We start from the raw sequence: 20686 nt of genomic DNA on the forward strand, positions 1-20686 counted from the left end.
GAGTTTGAACTTATCGAAGGAGTACATTATGGGCATATATCTGATTATTAACATCCTTGGTATATTTGCGTTTATTGGTTTTGCCTTTTTGTTTTCGAAGGACAAAAAGAAGATTAATTGGAAGGCTATTGGTATTTTAGTAGTATTCAATGCTTTCTTGGCTTGGCTATTAATTGCCTTTCCACTGGGGAGATGGTTTGTTGAACAAGCAGCTATAAGTTTTAGTTGGTTAATAGACACTGCATTTTCAGGTGTTGGTTTGGCATTTTCTAGCATGGTAAATGTCGAAAATATGGACATGGTATTTAGTGCCTTAATGCCAATACTACTTGTTGTTCCACTATTTGATATCCTTACGTATTTTGGTGTGTTGCCGAAAATAATTAAAGGATTAGGTTGGGGACTTTCTAAACTGACTGGACAACCTAAATTTGAATCTTTTTATGCAATTGAAATGATGTTCCTTGGTAATACAGAAGCGTTGGCGGTATCGAGTGGACAACTAAAGTCAATGAGTCAGGAGCGCTTATTGACAGTATCACTGATGTCCATGAGTTGTGTTTCAGCGGCAATGATTGGGGTATACATACAAATGTTACCAGCTCAATTTGTATTAACGGCGATTCCTTTAAATATCATTAATGCGATTATTATTACAAGTATTTTAAATCCAGTAGTTGTAACAAAGGAAGAAGACGTTATTTTTGAAATGAACAAAGAAGAAAAGCCACCGTTCTTTTCTTTCTTAGGCGAATCTATTCTCGGAGCAGGTAAGTTGATTTTAATCATTACTGCAATGCTAATTTCATTTGTAGCACTCGCTGCTCTTATAGATAAAGTTCTACATTTATTCGCTCCTTGGTTATCGCTAAGTAATATTTTGGGTGTAATCATGACTCCATTTTCTTTCCTTCTTGGTTTGCCAATCGGAGAAGCATTCCAAACGGCTCAATACATGGGTACTAAGTTAGTGACGAATGAGTTCGTTGTAATGGCAGATATTATGCCGATTATGGATTCGTTCAGTCCGCATATGATGGCGGTTCTTAGTACATTCCTTGTGTCATTTGCGAACTTTTCTACTATTGGTATGATTCTAGGTTGCTTTAATGGTATTCTTAAAAAAGAGCAAGCAGATAATTTGTCCAAAGGTGTTTGGATGATGATTCTTTCGGGAACATTAGTCTCGTTATTAAGCGCGGCCATGGTTGGTCTATATGTTTGGTAATAAAAATGTTGAGTAAATAATAAGCACTTATTGTTTTATTAAGACAGTAAGAAAAACCCTTATTGTACAGCCAGTTGACGGTATTTCACCGAAGACTGGCTGTTTATTTTTGTTTAGATAGGGATATTTATCATGGTAGGTTCGGTCGAGTTAGAACGTTTAAAGGGCGGGGAATATCAGAGGGTGTACCTTTTGGGATATGCTCATAGTAACTTCTTTACTTTAACGAGGATGTTTTTACTTCTATGGTTGAAGAGCAGTCTCTAGGCTACTCTGCTTTTTTTTTTGTTATATTTTTGAACCAATTTAGCTATTTTGTTTGAAGGTCAGCTTTAATGGATAGTACTATAAAAAACTTGCTTTAAAAATAGAGGTGTTTCTAATGAAGACATGGACAAAAAATATCGAAATAAAAGCTCCAATTGAGCATGTATGGGGATTTTTTAACGGTTCATTGGAGGATATGCAAAAAATTATGCCTCAAATTGTTGAAAACATACCTATTAAAATTACGGAAGAAGTAGTTGGTAGTGTATATCGCCAAAAATATAGAGAAGGAAAACGGGAACAAGAGTATGATGTAGAAACTTTAGAATACATGGATACACCGGATAAAAAAATGCTGAAAGTAGGTTTCAGACTCGCTGATTTATTTGAAATTACGGCATTCTATGAACTATATAAAATAAATGAAAGTGAGACTTCATTTACATATACAGTGACAAATCGTCCTTTAAAGTGGTTAGTAAAATTATTATTATTATTTGCTAACGAGAAGGTAGTCATTAGGTTTATAGAGCGTGTAAAAAACGTTGCTGAAACTGAATTCAGTGGTTAATGGTCGTATAATCTTTAAGCGAAGGGGTCATCGAAAAGTCAATATTGGGCTTTTTGACGACCCCTTCAATCAAAAAGATATGAAGCTGGAATCTACACCAGGTAGCTTATTTTGTTGAATGAAAGTTAATCATCATCTTCCGTTACGTCTTCTTGACTTTCGCTATGATTGGAAGATGAATGAATATCGCTGTCTTTTACAACACTCTCTTTTACTTTTATGCCTTGTTGCCCACCTGCCTCATCATTATGGTCTCCAGCAATACCACTTCTACCATTTCCATCTGCAAATTGGGACTTTTCATTTTTTGTTTGGCTACGATTTAAAGCGTTTTGACCACCTTGGTTGGCATTCGTACCAACATCTTTATTGATTTGTCCGCCGCCCTCTGCCCTTTGTTCAATATGATATTCTTTTTTTCCGATATTAAAGGTGTTATGAATGTGGATAGTGATATTTAAGCAATCTTGATCTGGATCTTTATGGCATTTTCTTTCTTGTTTTTTATTAAAATTAGAATTGTTTAAGTTTCTCTCATTTCCTAACACGGGGTTTTCACTCCTTTCTTTTGGTCTACTATTAAAATATTAAAATTGATTGGATTTGTTTGTGCGAGTAGCCATTGTTCAATGAGGAAATTGAATAGAGATGAGATATTCGCTTAGTTATCGTAAGGTAGAGTTGTGAAAAAATGCTCGACATCGTGAAAATTTGTTAAAATGAGAAGGATTGAATATTTAAAGAACTGGATTGGTGAATACCCGTTGAAAACATTTAAAAAAGTATATATCGAAATTACAAGTGTTTGTAATCTTGCTTGTAGTTTTTGTCCGCCGACAGAACGTGCAAAAGGACTTATCAAGGTAGAGCAATTCAATAAAATACTTGATGAAATCCGGCCACATACTAAATACATTTACTTGCATGTAAAGGGGGAGCCATTATTACATCCGCGCATCAATCAACTATTAGATGCTGCCCATGAAAAAGGGTTCAAAGTTAACCTTACTACGAATGGTACGCTGATTAAAAAGAACCGTGAAAAATTACTTGGTAAGCCAGCGTTGCGTCAAATAAACTTCTCACTGCATAGCTTTGATGGACATGAGGGCTCTGAAAATCGTGAAAAGTATTTAGGTGATATTTTAGATTTTGTGCGTGAAGCGAAGGAATATAATACAATCATTTCGTATCGTTTATGGAATTTGCAAAAAGAGCAAATGACGGATATTGCAGCGAGACGGAATCGTGAAACATTAGAAATTCTAGAAAAAGAATATGGCTTAGATTATAAAATTGAAGAAAAAGTACAGCCAGGCAAAGGTGTTAAAATCGCGCATAATGTGTACTTAAACCAAGATCATGAATTTAGATGGCCTAGCTTGCTTGCACCTGAGGATGAGGGGAAAGGATTCTGTCATGCACTGCGTAGTCAAGCAGCAATTCTTGTAGATGGTACAGTCGTGCCTTGTTGTTTAGATGGCGAGGGCGTCATTAATCTAGGGAACGTTAATGATAAATCTTTTACTGAAATTGTCGAAGGTGAGAGAGCTAATAATATTGTGGATGGGTTTTCGAGAAGAGAAGCGGTCGAAGAATTGTGCAGGAAGTGCGGATACAGACAGAAATTTGGCATGTGAAAAGACATACAAAAAACAGCTCGATATGGAGCTGTTTTTTTATATGGACAAAATATGGGTATTACAAATGCTATACTACTTGAAAATATAGCTAATAATCATCGGTGGATGTGTTAGTCATATGTATAATTGATGGTTCAAAACGGAGGTTACATAATGACAATTTATGAGCAAATTAAAGAAATGATGAAGAATAAGGAAAACCAAATTATTTCATCAGGAGAAGTAAAGTCTCAATTAAAAAGACAGTATGGTACTAATCCAGAAAGTGTGATTTTATCAGATTATTGTTACAACCGATACAATAAAGGAATTACTTTCAACAAGCATTTGTTTCAATATGTTACAAAAAGTAATTACAAATACATAGGAGAAAACTTCGCATATACAGGCCTGATTTTTCATAAGCCTAAGGGGCAGACAGGTGAATTCGTTGTAGGAGAATGGCGGAACGGTGAAAAAATTCTTTATGATGAACCAATCAATGTTAGTGATGCTCATGGTGCAATGGACATTATTAGTACTGAACAAATCCTAAAGCTTTATGAAGATTACAATCAAATTTTACAATATGAAATGACTTTACTTGGCTGCAAACCTACTGAATTGCGTCATTTAACTGGGCGAATTGGCGAATTTCTATGTGCAATTGTCACAAAAGGAAGTCTATCAAGGCAAACAAATCAACATGGATTTGATGTTGTGAGTAATGGTAAAAAAATTAGCGTTAAAACAACAGCTCAAACTACGGGTTTTATCACTCTAAATCAAAATACGTTTGATGCATTTGATGAATTGTTTGTCGTTCAATACATAAATGATGATTTTAAAGTAATTTATTTCGGACCAAAAGAACAAGTTAAAACTATAGCGAGAAAGTATGAAAATAAATTTGAAGTGGATATTAATCGTCTGAAAAAATTATATACTGCTGAAAAATAATCAAAAAAGTAGATAAGGGTCACTTATATAGTAGTATTCAATATTGCATACTATACCGAAGTATATGTATTGATGTTCTTTTTAGTGCAATAGCAAAAATGATAAATGTAAAAGAGAATGTTTTGATTGGTTTTTCAAAACATTCTCGATGATTAAATTTCAATAATGATTGGTAGAAGCATGGGCTTCATTTTTGTTTGTGAAAAAATATATTGACCGACTACTTTTTTTAGTTCCTTTTTAAATATGAAGGGTTGTTGTGTATATACTTCTTGTAGCTCGTTTACAGTTTCTTTCACAAGTACGCTAACCTTGCTTAAAAGGGTTTCAGAATCTCTTGCGTACACAAATCCACGGGAAATGGTGTCAGGCTCAGAAAAGAGTGTTCCGTCTGCTTTGTTTAACGTTAAAACAATTACGAGCATACCATCTTCTGAAAGCTGCTTACGATCGCGTAATACAATCCCTTCAACCTCTCCTGTACCTACTCCGTCAACGTATGAATCTCCAGCTGGTATCTTTCTGGTTTGGCGGGCTATTGAATTTTCAATATCGACGACATCTCCATTTTTCATGATAAAGGTATGTCCTTTTTCTACACCAACAGATTCCGCCAACAAACGATGTAAATGGAGCATTCGATATTCTCCGTGGATTGGGATAAAGTATTTCGGCTTCATAAAAGTAAGCATGAGTTTTAAATCCTCTTGATAGCCGTGGCCAGATACATGCATTCCTGTATGACTAGAGGAGCCGTAAGTTACCTTAGCGCCGATTTTAAACATATGATCTACGATACGTGAAACATCTTTCTCATTTCCTGGAATGGGTGAAGCGGCAAAAATCACAGTATCCTCAGGTAAAATCTTAACGTCACGATGTTGGTTCCTTGCTAAACGAGCAAGCGCGGCTAATGGCTCACCTTGACTTCCTGTACATAAAACAACGACTTCTTCAGGTGGGAGATATTTCACTTCTTGCGCATCGATGAGCATCTCTTCAGGAATAGTTAAATAACCACGCTCTAACGCGACAGATACTACATTCACCATGCTTCGCCCTAGTAATGCTATTTTTCGATTAACTTTTATAGCGGCATTTACTATTTGCTGAATTCGATTTACATTTGAGGCGAAAGTAGAGATGATGATTTTACGAGTGGCACGAGCAAAGGCATCTTCAATATGACCACCTACTAACTGTTCAGATGGTGCAGATCCTGGACGTTCGGCATTGGTACTTTCAGAAATGAGGGCTAAAACACCTTGAGATCCAATTTCGGCCATCTTATGAATGTCTGAACCTTGATTATTGACAGGAGTTAAATCAAATTTGAAGTCTCCCGTATGAACGACTTTTCCTTCAGGGGTATCAAAGACAATACCTAAACAATCGGGTATACTATGGCTCGTTTTAAAAAAGTTAACATTAATATTACCGAAATTCAGCTGGGAATCAGATTGTATCTCGTTTAACTCCGAAGTTCTCAAAAGTTTATGCTCTTTTAGTTTTAGTTCAATTAATCCAAGGGTAAAGCGTGTAGCATAAATAGGGACATTTAATTTATTTAAGAGATAGGGGATGCCCCCAATATGATCTTCATGTCCATGTGTTACAACTAACGCTCTGATTTTATTTTTATTTTCCTGCAAGTAAGTAATATCAGGGATGATTAAATCAATCCCCAATAAACTTTCATCGGGAAACTTTGCGCCACAATCGATAATGACCAAATCGTTTGCATATTGCACTACATACATATTTTTGCCGATTTCATTGATGCCACCTAAGGCGAAAATAGATAATAAATTCTCTTTATTAGCCAAAATTAAGTCCTCCTACTTTGCGTTCACTATGTTATTCAATAGTATTGCATGAAGTGATTAGGCTTATACTTAAAGAGTTTTACATAAAATTTTTTGTCATCAAAAAGTAGGGATGACATGCTCTATAAAGCATATTGAATGCTCATTGTTTGAGATGATGCTTGCCGAGTGAAGCGGCTCATCAGATGCCTCCAGGGACATGCTCAGCTGGAACATTGATTGTGTTTTGATGCCGATAGGGGCCTATGATCCAGAGTGGTTTATGAAATCACAACATATTACACCAAAAGAAGCTGTGCAAAGCTATCAAGATTTAAACGCTGATTTATTTATTCCTATGCAATATGATGCGTTTCGTTTGGCAGATGATACACCGAAAGAGGCAATAGATAGATTAGAAAAGAAGTGGACAGAGAGTAATCTAAAAACGGAAAAGTTGAAGTTGCTAAAGCTTGGAGAAACATTAAGTTTTTGATTAAATTAGAGTATTTCATAATAATGCTACTTTTATGTATTGAAATTTTGCACAAACTAAAAACAGCTCGACTAGCTTTTGGTTAGCAGAGCTGTTTTTGCTTATGGATGTATAAAAACCGATGTACCTATTGGAATAATACTGGATAATTCTTCAACATCATTATTGTGCATGCGAATACAGCCATGTGAGACGGCATGACCAATGGAGCTTGGATCATTTGTTCCATGGATGCCGTAGTGTTCTTTGGATAAACTCATCCATAATGTACCGAATGGACCTCCTGGGTCTGGTTCTTTATTAATGATGATATAGTTACCTACCGGTGTATTGTGCAACATTCTTCCTACTGCAATAGGGTATTGTTTTTGAAGAACATTATCTTTGATTAAACGTAACCAACGATTGTTCACCGAAATTTCAATTCGATAGGGAATCGTATTAGGGTTTGGAAAACCAGGTATTACAATTTGTTGGCCAATATAAAGGACATTTGGATTGATACCTGGATTTGCGCTTATGATGGCGGATAAAGGCGTACGATAATCTCTTGCTATTTGCGATAATGTTTGACCTGCTGTAACCGTATGAATCAGTGCAACCACCTCCATAGATGCAAGTTGTTACAGTATTCTATGCTTTGCATTTAGAAAGTTTCAGCAACAACTTTGGAGGATGAAGCCATAAATCATTGGACAAGATAAAGGTAATTAGCATTTTATACTGTACGAATTAGGAGCTTAGAAGGCATGAAAGAATTTAAAGTAACTTATTTCTTTGACGAAGAACATTACATCAGAAGGTTTGTACATGAGGAGACTCTGAAACAAGTTGAAACGCTTATTAAAAGTGAGCGAGATCATTGGATTTCGTTTACAGATAGTAGAGGGATTTATCATGAGTTGCACACGCGCAATGTCCGGGTCGTTCAAATTTCCGAATATCATAGAATCGACAAATCTAAAAGTGACACATAATCCTCATTCCATTACACACATTAACGCTAAAGGAGCGTGATGTTTTGGATAAGGAAAATGTACCGCATGAGAAAAAGGTCTTTATGAATCTTGCGAGTAAAGACAAACCAGACATGGTCGATTCGGATACCATTAGTATTTTTGATTTACATGAAGATATGCAGACAGTGGATGCCATACCGATTGAAGAACTTAATAAAAAGGTGAAAAGAGAAGGCGATGAATTAGTCGAAATGCAGCCTGATGAATTATAAAAATGGAGGTTTTCGCATGAACGATCATAATGAAAAGCAGTTCACATCTTCCGGCACCGATATTATTGAAGTGAAAAGACAAAATGCAGCTTCAGGGTTAACCTATAATGAAGTGAAAGAGCTAATAGCAAAAAGTGGTGGAAAAGGCACTGCTGTATACAGTGATACCAATAGTGATGAAATAAAGATGAAAAACCAATAGAGGGTAGCCGAGGGAGTGCGAAAAGAGCAAAGTTTTCGTACTCCCACTTTATTTGCACGAAGTAGAAAACTTCGTTTAAGTTTGATAAGGTTGAAGAGAAGTAAGATTTAGTAAGGAGTGAATAAGTTGTCATTAGATGAAAAACGTTGTCCCCTTTGTGGCGGAGATAATCATTGCAAGGTAGGAGCAGATCAGCAAATGACATGTTGGTGTGTCACAGCAAAATTTCCTAAAGGAATTTTAGAAACTGTTCCTGTTGAAAGTCAGGGGAAACATTGTATTTGTCAGAACTGTATCGATACATATAAGTGTGACTAGGGTTTAGGAATCCACTGGTACAAACGTCTATGGCACAACAACCTATAAGGCATACACTATTCTGAAAGGAGCTTATGACCTTATGAAAAAAATGGTTGAGTTAAGTAATGTGACCCAAGCGTACTTAGAGGAATATGAAAGAATCCTAAAAAAGATGATGCAAAGAATGACCTATATAACGATAACGTGTAGTATTTCCGATAATTTTATCAAGCAGATGATTCCGCACCATATTGCAGGCATTAAAATGTCTGAAAATATCCTGAGATACACAACAAATCTAGGCGTACAGTGTCTTGCACAAAACATAATTGCAGAACAAAAAGAGAGCATTGAATATATGGAAGCAATTCAAAACCGATGCTGTATTGTTCAAAATTCGGAATATGAAGTTTATGATTATATGTGTGCCTTTAAAGAAATTGCTGAAGTGATGTTTCATGAAATGTGCTCAGCACCTATATCAAACAGTATAAATGTGAACTTTATACGCGAAATGATTCCCCATCATCAAGGGGCTGTGCGAATGGCGCAAAACGCACTTAGATTCTGTATTTGCCAAGAATTAATCCCAATTCTTCAATCTATTATCAATACGCAATGTAAGCAAATCGAGCTAATGTTTAAATTACTCGAAGGATTATCGGATTGTTAATACGAAAGAAACGCTAAAATCCACGCAAGACTTTAGCGTTTTTTTTAGTTATCTTAATAACCTGGGATTGAAGGCGTATTTCATCTCTTTCATTCATAGGTATGTATTATCAATAGTTCTATAAACAAATCAAATTGCTCTATTATTGTGAATCTTTAGTTGGTAAAATATATTTGTTCTATAAATTGAAAAATTACTTTTTAAAAGCTAATTTTTCCATATTCAAATTGAAGGATAGAACGCTTAATGATAGAAAAATGCAGATGGATTTTACATATTTAATACTAAGATGAAGGGAGGGAACTGCTCTTTTGAGAGGACAATTGTATAAAGCATGGTTTTGTGGCTTTAACTTTAAATAGAGTGTGTTTATACGCCTAAAGGTTAAAGCCTCACTGTATTTTATCAAACAATAGGTCTTAGAAGGGCGGAAAAAAGTGTTTAAAAAGAAAAAGAACAATCAATCCTATGATTATTTTTCAGCAATAAAAAAATCAGATATTCAAGCAAATGAACGATTTAAAGAGAAACTAGATTTCTTAGCGTTATCCCAAATTAGAAGAGAATCAGTAGGTTTCCTACGTAAAATTTATGAAGATAATCGACAATATATTTTAGACAACTTCTATGATCGCTTATTAGAAATACCAGAATTCAAGAGTGTTATTAATAAGCACTCGTCTGTAGAACGTTTAAAGGGTTTATTTGATAAACATTTTTATAGTCTTTTTGTAGATGAACTCAATCTTGAGTATGTGTTTAAAAGAAGAAGTATTGCATATACACATGCACGTATTGGCGTATTACCAAACTGGATGATTTCAGCTTACACGTTAATTAACCAATTAATCATCCCATTAATCGTAAAAGATTTATCGCGCAACCAGGAAAAGATGTTAGATGTACTTTTAGCGTATGATAGTTTGGTAACGATTGACCAACAAATTATTATAGAAACATATATCGAAATTCAAGCAGGATCTGTTGTAAATGGTTTAGGAGAAATTATTACGTACAATACACAGCTAGATTCTATTAAAGAGTTAGTCCAATTCCAAGATGTGCAGCAAAAAGAAATTATTGCAGCAGATGATTCGATGCGTGATTTAGATGTGAGCATAGAAGAAATCTCGGCTTCAGTAAGCGATATTTCTAGTCATACGAGAATCGCATTAAAAGAGTTAAACCAAGACTTAAATTCGTTGCAACATGTGTCTGCTATTTTACAAACGACTGACGAGGGTCAAAAGATAATGCAAGGAGATATTGAACGCTTAGTAGAACGGGTCAATAGCGTTGCGAAGCTAATGGAACTTATTAAAGCTATTGCAGATCAAACAAACTTGCTTGCGCTAAACGCATCGATTGAAGCTGCGCGTGCAGGTGAGGCGGGTAAAGGTTTTGCCATTGTAGCAGAAGAAGTTCGAAAGCTTGCAGATGACACAAAAAAATCTGTTCAGTCCATTCATACAGATATACAAGCGTTGCTTCAAATTACAAATAATATTAGCACCTTAACAAATCAATTCTCGCATGATTTACATCAAGGGGTTACAGATACTTTACATATTTCTGATACACTAGCTGCTTTGAATAAAAACCTGCAACAGCAAGGTGCTCGGTTTGAAGAACTTGCTACTACTGTGAGAGCACAAGCTGTGTCTGCAAATTATATTGCAGAACGTAATCATAATATTACAGAAAATATGCAGCAAAGTAAGGAGATTGTATTTGAAACTGGCTCCGCTATTTATAAGTTAAGTAAAATGATTGACGAGTATCGTTCGACTACGATTTCAAAAAATTTCATTATTAGTCAAGAGGATATAATTGAACTCACTATTACGGATCATTTATTGTGGCGTTGGAAAATCTACAATTTACTGCTTGGTTTCGAGTCATTGACAGAAAGTGATGTGGGATCACCACAAGATTCCCGTCTGGGTGAATGGTATTATGGTACTGGGAAATCTTTATTAGGCAAAGAGCGAGCATACATTGATTTAGAAAAACCATTTATCCATGTGCACGAGATTGCCAAACAAGCAGTGAACGCGTATAACTGTGGCAATAAAGAAGACGCTGAAAATTATTTAAATGACATTACAAGCGAATCATTGATTGTAATTGAAAAGCTTAAAGAATTAAAACAAATTATAATAAATGAGAAGAAACAATACATGCATTAATGTTAATTTTAAAAAGGGCCTTTCCACAGCGGAAAGGCCCTTTTATCATGCACGCATGAATGTGATTGTTTGGCTGTTGCTATCATATAAGCACCATTCCCGGTGGTCTACAACAGAGCCAACATTTACACCGTATTGTTTTTCTTGGAGTGAAATTGGTTTACCGAATGTAATGTTAATGGGTATTTTTTTATTTTTGTGGTAAAGCCCAGATTCATGGCTATGGCCAAAGAAAAGAATTTGCTGTTTAAAAGTAGGAAAAGTAGGCTGCCATTTGATGTTCCATTGAAACTGGTGACCATGCATAATTGTAGCGCCGTCTATTTCTATTAACTCAGGTAATGTAGTGAAACGATCAATCCCTGTGACATTCATAATACGTTCTTCTTGATTGCCACGAACAGAGGGGAATGTTAGAAGCTCTTCAAATTCATCTTCTACAATGGCCGCTTTTTGCAGCGGTAAATTTGTAATGTTCTTCGCTTTCTTTTTACTCACAGTACATTCATATAAATCCCCGAGACCAATAATTTCAGCATCACTGGCTGTTTGTTGTATTTGTGCTAGCACTGTTTTTGTATCTTCAATACTAGAATGTAAATCTCCTAATAGTGCGTAAATAATAGCAATCAAGCCTTTCTAAAATTAACTATAAAAGTATCATACACCTAATGGTATTTTATAGAAAAGTAATATGTATAAGTATAATTTGTGACAACATTTTGAAGATATTAAGTATGAACTGAAGATGTAAATCATATAGTAGCTTGATAGAAGACAAATATTACGTAGAATCAATAATTTTTTGAAGAAAGGTAATGTTTTTAAAAGTACCTGATGTAATAAGGTTTAAACAATTCTTTTTATAGGGGGAATTCATAATGTCTTTATTAATGACAGATGTTTTACAACAATATGTACAAAAACAGCCAGATGCTATTGCAACGATATATGGAGAAAGAAGTTGGTCGTATAGAGAACTTTACGAGCGCGCTCAAAAATTTGCAGCTTACTTACAAGGCGAGGGGTTTGAAAAAGAAGATATCATTGCTCTTTATACACTTAATTCAGACTTATTTTTAGTAGCTTACATGGGGATACATTTAGCTGGTTTTGTAGTGATGCCAATCAATACAAAGCTTGCCGCAACCGAAATTAAATTTATCTTCAATCATTCAGAAGCAAAAGGGCTTATTTATGATGAGAAAATTGAAAATGTTATAGCGGAGACCTCATACCAATTTCAGCATAAAGTAAACTTAAAAGAAATGGCTGACATTATTAAACACTATGATGAACCTATGGATGCGATATTACTAGACCCGAATGATACAGCTGTAGTGATGTATACATCGGGTACGACAGGTAAGCCCAAAGGCGTTTTACTGACGCATCAAAATATTGTTGCTGCTGCAGAAATTTGGTCTGCATCGATGACTATGACAAATGAGGACCGAATGTTTATATGTACACCACTGTTCCATTGTGCAGGGCTACATGTATTTGCGATGCCAATATTTTATCAAGGGGGCACATTGATTATAGAAGAAGCCTTTTCACCAAGTATTACGTTAGAACAGATCGTAAAAACAAATGCTACCATTTTCTTTGGCGTGCCAGCAATGTATACAATTTTATTAAACACACCTTCTTTGCAAACATCTTCGTTGTCAAACCTACGTTTACTCTGTTATGGTGCGGCACCTATGCCGTATGAGCTTGTAAAGCAAATGAAAGAGATATTTCCTAATGTGAAAATACAAAACTTATATGGTCAAACTGAAAACTCGCCAGCTGCAACATCACTCCTAGATGCTGATGCACTAACGAAAATAGGTTCAGTTGGTAAAGCCTTATCAAGAACGGAATTAAAAATTGTAGATAGCTATGGTGAAATAGTACCTGCTGGAGAAGTCGGAGAGATTTGCGTAAAAGGTCCTCAAGTAATGAAAGGTTATTTACGTAATGAAGAAGAGACATCGAGGACTATAAATGATGGTTGGTTATATTCGGGGGATTTAGGTCGCTTTGATGATGAGGGATACTTATATATTGTGGATCGTAAAAAAGATATGATTATTCGTGGTGGAGAAAATGTTTATCCGATTGAAGTGGAAGAGGTATTATATCAAATTCCTGAAATTTTAGAAGCTGCGGTTGTGGGCATTCCACACGAAGTATACGGAGAAGTTCCGAAGGCCTTTGTTGTACTAAAAAAAGGTAAAGAAGTCGATGCAGAGACAATTATTGCGCATTGTCGTACACATCTCGCAAAATATAAAGTTCCTTTTGAAATAGACTTTTTAAAAGAATTACCTCGTAATGCGTCAGGCAAAGTGTTGAAGCATACTTTACGACCAAAAGTGAAAACGTCGTAGTTACAAGTCTAGACAAAGAATCTTCATAATCCTCAATAAAGTATCATGATAACATGGGAACATAGTAAAAGATGGCGTATAATGAAGACTATTGGAAATTGAAAAACTAGAATTGAAGATAGTCATTGTCTTTGAGCGAGATAGGAGAGAATTTCGCATTGTGGCCGGAATATAAACGCCTGCTTTTTATATGTCTTATAGTGATGATGCTTTCAGGCTGTAATCAGCTAATTGACGAGGAAAGAAATAAATTAACCGTATTGACTGTTGAATTTTATAGTGGAGCACCGATTCCAGATTTATATATAACAGTAACAGATTTGGCGACTGGGTTAGAAATAGAGAATGCGCTTGGCTCAGAAGAGGGCGAGGCGACATTTTCAAAGTTAGTAAATGGTAAAGAGTATGCGATAGCAGCGACGACAATTGAAAATAGTGTAACAGGCGATGGTTATACGACGATTGATACTTTTACGTATGACGAGACAAAACCATATTACAATCTACAAACGCATTTTTCACGTGATGAGCAAGAATTAGATGTACCGATTGTGATGCAAAATCCAGAGCTACCACACGGTTGTGAAATTACGTCATTGACTTCGGTATTAAATTATTATGGGTTAAGTGTCTCAAAGCTAGAAATGGCGGATAAGTATTTACCTAAGCAGGAGTTTGAGATTGTGAATGGACAGCGCATTGGTCCAAACCCAGCGGATGCCTTTGCAGGAAATCCTCGAAACAAACAAACTGGTATGTACGTTTTTGCTGCACCAATTGTAAAAGCAGCTCAAGCCGTAATTGCAGACAAGCAGAAGGAATTGAGTGTAACGGATATGAGTGGTAAATCGAAGGAAGAGATTTTAAAGCTTGTACAGGACGGTATACCTGTCGTTGTGTGGGTAACCCTCGATTTATCACCACCAAAGTTTAATAAGGGCTGGATCTATAAAGGAGAAAGTTTGCCACGTGAAGGCTTTAGCAACCTGCATGCAGTTGTGTTAACAGGGCATTTAGATGAGAAAGTAGTTGTGATGGACCCGTTAAAAGGGTATGTAACATACAATGAAAATCAGTTTTTTAAAAGCTACCGAGAACTTGGTAGACAAGCAGTGGCAGTACATTAAGAAAATCACAGCGAAGGAGGTGTCTCAGAAGTTATTCTGAGGTGCCTCTTTCTGTACTTTATTCTTTTTTTTTCAGTAGGAACGAGCGTACACGTGAAATATGATACACTTACAAAAAAAGAAAAGCTAAAGTGAGTTGAACAATATGGTCATTGAACATGCTTTTTTACCAGTTTTATTGGGAGATGAAATGAATGCATATGGCATGGCACGTGCCTTTTATGAGTCCTATGGCGTAAAATCACTTGCGTTAAATCATACAAATAAGGCCAAAATTCAGCAGAGTGATTTACTAACGTTTCGTGAAGTACCGAGACTTCATATTGAGGAACGATTCGTCATCGCATTAAAAGCAATTGCAGAAGAAGTTCCAGAGAAAAAATTACTGCTTTTAGCATGTGATGAGTTTTATGTGAAAAAAATTATCCAGCATAAAGAAGAATTATCAGAGCTGTATGTGATTCCTTATGTGGATGCATCATTAGCAGAGCAGTTATTAACACGTGAAAAGATGTATAAACTTTGTGCAGAATACGGTTTTGACTATCCGCCAATGCATGTTTGCACCGTTAATGATTATGAGACATTCGATGAACCTATCGAGTATCCAGTTGTCATTAAGCCGATGAATATGGCGAAATATGAAACATGTATTTTTCCAGGGAAGAAAAAAGTTTTTATTGCGTATAATAAAGAAGAAAAAGATGCAATTTTCCACGCGATTTACAAGGAATCTGCGTACAGGGATGATTTGATGATTCAACAGTATATCCCAGGGGAAGATGCAAATATGCATGTCGTGAATGCTTATGTTGGACAAGATCATAAAGTCAAGCTACTATCTGTAGGAAACCCTATTTTAGAAGAACATTCACCAGACGGAATTGGCCGTTATGTTGCGATTATGACAACATATGATAAAGATCTTATGGAGCGTGTAAAGACGTTTCTAGAAACAATACAATTTCAAGGTTTTGCGACGTTTGACATGAAGTATGATGATCGTGACGGACAGTATAAATTGCTAAGTATTGAACTACATAATGAGCTTTCGAACTATTATGTAACGGCAAGTGGCTTTAATTTAATGCAGTACGTAGCGGATGATTTTATTCGTGGCAGCAAGCTACCATTAACATATGTGCAAAAGAGACATCTTTGGACGATTGTACCAAATGGTGTGTTATTTAAGTATGTATCTAATGAACAGCTTGTGATTGAAGCAAAAAGTTTAATTCGCCAAGGTTTAGCGACGGATTCAATTTTTAACTACAAGGATATGAATGCCAAACGCTGGATGAATGTGACGCTAGATAATTTAAACTATTACCGCAAGTATAAGAAATATTTTAACAACAAAGGTCTGACTAACACATGAAAAAACAAACTTTAGGTATTATTGGTGGCGTTGGTCCACTAGCAACAATGTTTATCGGTGAAATGATTGTAAGACGTACGAAAGCAGCGAAGGATCAGGAACACGTGCATACGATTATCGATAATGATACAAATATCCCTGATCGTACGGCTTATATTTTGGATAATACAAATGAAAACCCAGTGCCTGTATTAGTCGAAGATGCGAAAAAACTTGCATCAGTAGGAGCCGATATGATCGTTATTCCGTGTAATACTGCCCATACATTTTATGAAGAATTAGCGGAAGGATCACCTGTACCTGTATTACATATGATTCGTGAAACAGCGAAACGAGCACACGAATTAGGTGCGCAGCGTGTCGGGATTTTAGCGACAACAGGTACATTAACTTCGCGCATGTATCAAAATGCATTACAAGAATATGGTATTACACCTGTTGTACCTGATGCCGGTATGAAAGAAAAAGTGATGTCGATCATTTATGACTACGTCAAAGCAGGTAAGGATGTCACGAAAGAAGATTGGCAACCAATAGAAGATGCGATGCTAGCGCTTGGTTGTGATCGTATTATTTTAGGCTGTACAGAGCTTTCCATCGTCAATCGTGATTTAAAGCTATCTAAGAAATATATAGATTCACTAATTGTATTGGCGGAATGTGCAGTACTTGCATGCGGTTATGAATTAGTGGATTAACATTATTCAGAACTCGCCTTTTTAAGAGAGGCGGGTTTTTTACATGATTTTCGCAAATGCTTGTGTCTTGTTAGTGTGTTAAACTAAAGTCAAGTAGATAGAAAGTGGGAAAAAATAATGTCAGTAATAAATTTATTAAATGAAACATTACAAGCAAAGTGGAGTTTCGAAGAACCAATGAAAATCCAAGAAGAAATGCTACCAGCAATGCTTGAAGGAAAAGACATCGTGGCTGAATCTCCAACAGGTTCAGGGAAAACGTTAGCATATGTATTACCTTTATTAAATAAAGTAAATGGTGCGAAAAAACAAACACAAGGTTTAATCGTAGCACCTTCACAAGAATTAGCGATGCAAATTGTTGAGGTTATTCGTGAGTGGACAGCGGGTACAGATATAACTGTGCAACAACTTATCGGTGGAGCCAACTCGGCGCGTCAAATTGAAAAATTAAAAAAGAAACCAACAATCGTTGTGGGGACACCAGGTCGTCTAAATGAATTAGCACGTGCGGGTAAGTTAAAGTTAAAAGAAGTGGAGACTGTTATTTTAGATGAATGTGACCAATTGTTAAGTCGCGAATATCGTGTAGTCGTGAAATCATTTATCGAAAATGCTGCCTTCGGTCGCCAAGTTGTCGTTGTATCTGCCACAATTACTGAAGAAATTGAGTTAGTGGCAAGTCGTATGATGTTCGAACCAATACGCATTAAAATTAGACCTGAAGATATGGTGAAATTCGGCAAAGTCGTGCATTCATTCGTCAAAGTTGAAGAACGTGATAAAACAGATTTCTTACGTCGTCTATCTCATACAGAGGGTATTCGTGCATTAGCATTCGTCAACAATATCGATCAGCTTTTAATGAAGGAAACGAAATTACAATATCGTTCGGCACCAATCGTGACACTACATTCAGATATGAAAAAAGAAGAGCGTAAAAAAGCTTTAGACGCATTCCGTAAAGGTGATGCACGTATTTTAATCGCCACAGATATTGCTGCACGAGGTTTAGATATAGCAGGTTTAACACATGTTATTCATGTCGATGTGCCTCGTACAATTGAGCAGTACCTACATCGTTCTGGTCGTACGGGCCGTGCAGGGGCTGATGGTGAAGTATTGACTTTACTTTCATACCATGATGAAAAAACGTATAAAAAATGGACACGTGAAATTCCTGGCAAGCCTGTGCAAAAAATTTGGCATGATGGTGAGCTAGTAGAAGGGAATTCTAAAACGGTCGTAAAAAAGCGAGGGAAATAAGATGACATTTGAAGAAAAATTGCAAGAATACGCAGAGCTAGCAGTAAAAATTGGCGTGAATATTCAGCCAGGGCAGTACCTATTAGTGAATACATCTGTTGATGCATTAGAATTTGCGCGCTTGGTAGTACAAGAAGCTTATAAAGCTGGAGCAGGGCGTGTTCATGTCAATTTTTCGGATGGTCAAATTGACCGTGCTTATTTTGAAAATGCCTCCAACGAAGAATTCAATCGTTATCCAGAGTGGATTGTCAAAATGCGTGATGAGCTAATTGAACGTAAAGGTGCACTTTTGTGGATTGATGCAGCTGATCCTGATCTGTTAACAGGAATTCCTGCCGATCGTTTAGCAACACATCAAAAGGTTTCTGGAGCGGCACTAAAAAATTATCGCAATGCGGTCATGAAAGATTTAATTGCTTGGTCTATCGTGGCAGTACCATCACAAAAATGGGCAGCGAAAGTTTTTCCTAATTTAAGTACAGATGAGCAAGTACCGGCTCTTTGGGAAGCAATCTTCAAAACAGTGCGTATTGGAGAAGGCGACGCGGTTGAAAACTGGCGTAAGCACGTCACTAATTTAGAGTCACGTGCAACATTATTAAATGAGAAAAAATATGCGAAACTACATTACACAGCACCAGGCACAGACCTAACAATTGCGCTAGCACCACAACATAAATGGCTGACGGGTGGTAGTAAAACACCAGAGGATACAGTATTTATTGCTAATATGCCGACTGAAGAAGTGTATACACTGCCAATGAAACAAGGGGTTAATGGCTATGTAAGCAATACAAAACCACTTGTGTATCAAGGCAATATTATTGATGATTTCAAACTCACTTTTGAAAACGGGAAAATTATGAAGACAGAAGCTGGCGTAGGGCATGATTTGTTGCAAGAGTTAATTGCAGTAGATGAAGGTTCGAGTTACTTAGGTGAGGTTGCTTTAGTACCGCATGAATCGCCAATCTCAGCGTCTGAAATTTTGTATTTCAATACGTTATTTGATGAAAATGCATCCAATCATTTAGCAATTGGTGAAGCTTATCCGACTTGCTTAGAAGGTGGTCGTGATCTTGCGAACGGCCAGCTGGAAGCATTAGGTGCGAATGTTTCTGTAACGCATGAGGACTTTATGATTGGTAGTGGTGAGATGGATATCGACGGTATTTTACCTGATGGTACAGTTGAGCCGATTTTCCGTAAAGGTAGCTGGGCGTTTTAATCTAATTTATATAAGGTGCTTTCTTTTAAAAAAGATATCAGAATTACTATCGAGTATGGAAGGTGAGCAGATGAAACGTTTATTTAGCTTAATAGGTGCAGTTATGCTTTCAGTCATGCTGGGCGTTTCATCTGCTTATGCATCGAGTGAAAATTATATTGCCCTTGGTGACTCTTTGGCTGCTGGTCAAACACCGTATCAGGAAATCGATGCAGGTTATACTGATTTTATTGCGATGCGACTTGGTATGTTAGGAGAACTAAACAGCTATACGAAGGAACTTGCTTTCCCAGGATTTACAACTGCAGATGTATTAGAGCGAGTGCAGTCTGAGGAAGCAAGTGAGCTACTAAAAAATGCGACGCTCATCACGGTTTCAGCTGGAGCGAATGATTTACTGCGATTAGTGCAAGTGAATCCAAATGCCGGAACTTTAGCATTTTCACAACTACAGACAGATTATGCGTTGAATATGGCAAGAAAGAATATGACAGAGATATTGGCAGAGCTACGGGTGCGTGCACCACAAGCGGAGGTATTTGTGATGGGATATTATTTTGCCTATCCAAATGTGCATCCGTCACAAAAAGAGGGCACGAATGCTCAACTTGTGCGTTTGAATACAATCCTGCAACAACAGGCTGAACAGGCAGGTGCAACGTATGTTAATGTGTACGATGCTTTCGGCTTAAATGCAGTCAATTATTTACCAAACCTAGCGGACGTGCATCCGAATTTTGAAGGCTATCGCCAAATGGCAAATGCTTTTTTGAAGACTTATAGTGGAAGTAATGCACTAGCTATTCAATCTTCGGAATTGCCAAAGCCTAATCCGAAGACGTTTGATGAAATTTTAGAAATGCAGCGCACAGCGGAAGTAGAAATTGAAGAGGTAGCGGTCATTGAAGAAGAAATACTATCGTTGCGAAATGTTTTTGGCTATGTGACATTGATAGAACGTATGAAAGAGATTCGAGCAAGTGGAATCCCTTTTTTTTTGCTTGAGTTTAGAACGTATATTCTTGTTTGACTCATGGTAAAATGAAAAAAAGACTGGGGGCACG

At 36.6% G+C, this 20686-nt stretch carries 22 protein-coding genes; 18 read left to right on the plus strand and 4 right to left on the minus strand.

The features are described 5' to 3' along the window. Positions 1-34 precede the first annotated feature (34 nt). Both ACIQZG_RS10985 and ACIQZG_RS10990 read left to right on the plus strand, forming a co-directional pair. Positions 35-1228, plus strand: a complete 1194-nt coding sequence (locus ACIQZG_RS10985) for a NupC/NupG family nucleoside CNT transporter (RefSeq protein WP_402755262.1) — start codon at positions 35-37, stop codon at positions 1226-1228. A 382-nt stretch (positions 1229-1610) separates the two neighbouring features. Further along, positions 1611-2066: an SRPBCC family protein gene (locus ACIQZG_RS10990; RefSeq protein WP_402755221.1), complete on the plus strand. Its 456-nt coding sequence runs from the start codon at positions 1611-1613 to the stop codon at positions 2064-2066. A 125-nt stretch (positions 2067-2191) separates the two neighbouring features. On the opposite strand, the gene ACIQZG_RS10995 is transcribed toward ACIQZG_RS10990, so the two are convergent. After that, positions 2192-2614 (minus strand): hypothetical protein, encoded by a 423-nt coding sequence (locus ACIQZG_RS10995; protein WP_402755222.1) that lies wholly within the window; start codon positions 2612-2614, stop codon positions 2192-2194. Positions 2615-2830: 216 nt separating this feature from the next. On the opposite strand from ACIQZG_RS10995, the gene ACIQZG_RS11000 reads away from it, so the two are divergent. Together ACIQZG_RS11000 and ACIQZG_RS11005 are read left to right on the plus strand one after the other, a co-directional pair. Then, positions 2831-3706 (plus strand): radical SAM/SPASM domain-containing protein, encoded by an 876-nt coding sequence (locus tag ACIQZG_RS11000; protein WP_402755263.1) that lies wholly within the window; start codon positions 2831-2833, stop codon positions 3704-3706. 156 nt (positions 3707-3862) lie between these two features. After that, positions 3863-4648, plus strand: coding sequence for a DUF7225 domain-containing protein (locus ACIQZG_RS11005; RefSeq protein ID WP_402755223.1), 786 nt, complete (start codon positions 3863-3865; stop codon positions 4646-4648). A gap of 152 nt (positions 4649-4800) precedes the next feature. Here ACIQZG_RS11005 and ACIQZG_RS11010 read toward each other — a convergent pair whose 3' ends face one another. Then, a complete protein-coding gene (locus ACIQZG_RS11010) occupies positions 4801-6474 on the minus strand; it encodes a ribonuclease J (RefSeq protein WP_402755224.1) in 1674 nt (557 codons plus the stop codon). 199 nt (positions 6475-6673) lie between these two features. On the opposite strand from ACIQZG_RS11010, the gene ACIQZG_RS11015 reads away from it, so the two are divergent. After that, positions 6674-6949 (plus strand): MBL fold metallo-hydrolase, encoded by a 276-nt coding sequence (locus ACIQZG_RS11015; RefSeq protein ID WP_402755225.1) that lies wholly within the window; start codon positions 6674-6676, stop codon positions 6947-6949. A gap of 101 nt (positions 6950-7050) precedes the next feature. Here the strand turns inward: ACIQZG_RS11015 and ACIQZG_RS11020 are convergent, their stop codons facing one another. Next, positions 7051-7545: a L,D-transpeptidase family protein gene (locus ACIQZG_RS11020; protein ID WP_402755264.1), complete on the minus strand. Its 495-nt coding sequence runs from the start codon at positions 7543-7545 to the stop codon at positions 7051-7053. Positions 7546-7698: 153 nt separating this feature from the next. Between ACIQZG_RS11020 and ACIQZG_RS11025 the strand changes: the two genes are divergently transcribed. The 6 genes from ACIQZG_RS11025 to ACIQZG_RS11050 all read left to right on the plus strand — a co-directional run bounded on the left by ACIQZG_RS11025 (position 7699) and on the right by ACIQZG_RS11050 (position 11544). Beyond that, positions 7699-7926, plus strand: a complete 228-nt coding sequence (locus tag ACIQZG_RS11025; RefSeq protein ID WP_402755226.1) for a hypothetical protein — start codon at positions 7699-7701, stop codon at positions 7924-7926. Positions 7927-7970: 44 nt separating this feature from the next. Next, complete coding sequence (locus tag ACIQZG_RS11030; protein WP_402755227.1) at positions 7971-8180, plus strand: hypothetical protein; 210 nt, start codon at positions 7971-7973, stop codon at positions 8178-8180. A gap of 16 nt (positions 8181-8196) precedes the next feature. Next, positions 8197-8382, plus strand: a complete 186-nt coding sequence (locus ACIQZG_RS11035; protein WP_402755228.1) for a gamma-type small acid-soluble spore protein — start codon at positions 8197-8199, stop codon at positions 8380-8382. 117 nt (positions 8383-8499) lie between these two features. Further along, the gene (locus tag ACIQZG_RS11040) at positions 8500-8700 is read left to right on the plus strand and encodes a cysteine-rich CWC family protein (protein ID WP_402755229.1); all 201 of its coding nucleotides are present in this window, start codon (positions 8500-8502) and stop codon (positions 8698-8700) included. An 82-nt stretch (positions 8701-8782) separates the two neighbouring features. Then, complete coding sequence (locus tag ACIQZG_RS11045; RefSeq protein WP_402755230.1) at positions 8783-9355, plus strand: DUF305 domain-containing protein; 573 nt, start codon at positions 8783-8785, stop codon at positions 9353-9355. Positions 9356-9792: 437 nt separating this feature from the next. Then, positions 9793-11544, plus strand: a complete 1752-nt coding sequence (locus tag ACIQZG_RS11050; protein WP_402755231.1) for a protoglobin domain-containing protein — start codon at positions 9793-9795, stop codon at positions 11542-11544. Positions 11545-11589: 45 nt separating this feature from the next. Here ACIQZG_RS11050 and ACIQZG_RS11055 read toward each other — a convergent pair whose 3' ends face one another. Next, a complete protein-coding gene (locus tag ACIQZG_RS11055; RefSeq protein WP_402755265.1) occupies positions 11590-12168 on the minus strand; it encodes a metallophosphoesterase family protein in 579 nt (192 codons plus the stop codon). 257 nt (positions 12169-12425) lie between these two features. On the opposite strand from ACIQZG_RS11055, the gene ACIQZG_RS11060 reads away from it, so the two are divergent. The 7 genes from ACIQZG_RS11060 to ACIQZG_RS11090 all read left to right on the plus strand — a co-directional run bounded on the left by ACIQZG_RS11060 (position 12426) and on the right by ACIQZG_RS11090 (position 20652). Then, a complete protein-coding gene (locus ACIQZG_RS11060; RefSeq protein ID WP_402755232.1) occupies positions 12426-13922 on the plus strand; it encodes a class I adenylate-forming enzyme family protein in 1497 nt (498 codons plus the stop codon). 203 nt (positions 13923-14125) lie between these two features. Next, positions 14126-15049, plus strand: coding sequence for a C39 family peptidase (locus tag ACIQZG_RS11065; RefSeq protein ID WP_402755266.1), 924 nt, complete (start codon positions 14126-14128; stop codon positions 15047-15049). Between the two features lie 145 nt (positions 15050-15194). After that, positions 15195-16427, plus strand: a complete 1233-nt coding sequence (locus ACIQZG_RS11070) for a carboxylate--amine ligase (RefSeq protein WP_402755233.1) — start codon at positions 15195-15197, stop codon at positions 16425-16427. Next, complete coding sequence (cuyB, locus tag ACIQZG_RS11075; RefSeq protein WP_402755234.1) at positions 16424-17125, plus strand: cysteate racemase; 702 nt, start codon at positions 16424-16426, stop codon at positions 17123-17125. The genes ACIQZG_RS11070 and cuyB overlap by 4 nt, the downstream gene beginning before the upstream one ends. 117 nt (positions 17126-17242) lie before the next feature. Beyond that, entirely contained in the window at positions 17243-18391 is a 1149-nt protein-coding gene (locus ACIQZG_RS11080; protein ID WP_402755235.1) for a DEAD/DEAH box helicase, read from the plus strand. Position 18392: 1 nt separating this feature from the next. Further along, entirely contained in the window at positions 18393-19622 is a 1230-nt protein-coding gene (locus ACIQZG_RS11085) for an aminopeptidase (RefSeq protein ID WP_402755236.1), read from the plus strand. A 70-nt stretch (positions 19623-19692) separates the two neighbouring features. Then, positions 19693-20652 (plus strand): SGNH/GDSL hydrolase family protein, encoded by a 960-nt coding sequence (locus ACIQZG_RS11090; protein ID WP_402755237.1) that lies wholly within the window; start codon positions 19693-19695, stop codon positions 20650-20652. Positions 20653-20686: the final 34 nt, after the last annotated feature.

Source organism: Lysinibacillus sp. NPDC096418 (assembly GCF_044762775.1).
In the GTDB taxonomy this organism is placed as follows: Bacteria; Bacillota; Bacilli; order Bacillales_A; family Planococcaceae; genus Lysinibacillus.

What these genes read in the sequence shown, in the direction of transcription:
- ACIQZG_RS11060 (WP_402755232.1), top strand. Translation starts at nt 12,426, where the DNA reads ATGTCTTTATTAATGACAGATGTTTTACAACAATATGTACAAAAACAG.
- ACIQZG_RS11070 (WP_402755233.1), top strand. Translation starts at nt 15,195, where the DNA reads ATGGTCATTGAACATGCTTTTTTACCAGTTTTATTGGGAGATGAAATG.
- ACIQZG_RS11045 (WP_402755230.1), top strand. Translation starts at nt 8,783, where the DNA reads ATGAAAAAAATGGTTGAGTTAAGTAATGTGACCCAAGCGTACTTAGAG.
- ACIQZG_RS11080 (WP_402755235.1), top strand. Translation starts at nt 17,243, where the DNA reads ATGTCAGTAATAAATTTATTAAATGAAACATTACAAGCAAAGTGGAGT.
- ACIQZG_RS11085 (WP_402755236.1), top strand. Translation starts at nt 18,393, where the DNA reads ATGACATTTGAAGAAAAATTGCAAGAATACGCAGAGCTAGCAGTAAAA.
- ACIQZG_RS11025 (WP_402755226.1), top strand. Translation starts at nt 7,699, where the DNA reads ATGAAAGAATTTAAAGTAACTTATTTCTTTGACGAAGAACATTACATC.
- ACIQZG_RS11005 (WP_402755223.1), top strand. Translation starts at nt 3,863, where the DNA reads ATGACAATTTATGAGCAAATTAAAGAAATGATGAAGAATAAGGAAAAC.
- ACIQZG_RS11015 (WP_402755225.1), top strand. Translation starts at nt 6,674, where the DNA reads ATGCTCAGCTGGAACATTGATTGTGTTTTGATGCCGATAGGGGCCTAT.
- ACIQZG_RS11035 (WP_402755228.1), top strand. Translation starts at nt 8,197, where the DNA reads ATGAACGATCATAATGAAAAGCAGTTCACATCTTCCGGCACCGATATT.
- ACIQZG_RS11090 (WP_402755237.1), top strand. Translation starts at nt 19,693, where the DNA reads ATGAAACGTTTATTTAGCTTAATAGGTGCAGTTATGCTTTCAGTCATG.
- cuyB (WP_402755234.1), top strand. Translation starts at nt 16,424, where the DNA reads ATGAAAAAACAAACTTTAGGTATTATTGGTGGCGTTGGTCCACTAGCA.
- ACIQZG_RS11065 (WP_402755266.1), top strand. Translation starts at nt 14,126, where the DNA reads ATGATGCTTTCAGGCTGTAATCAGCTAATTGACGAGGAAAGAAATAAA.
- ACIQZG_RS10990 (WP_402755221.1), top strand. Translation starts at nt 1,611, where the DNA reads ATGAAGACATGGACAAAAAATATCGAAATAAAAGCTCCAATTGAGCAT.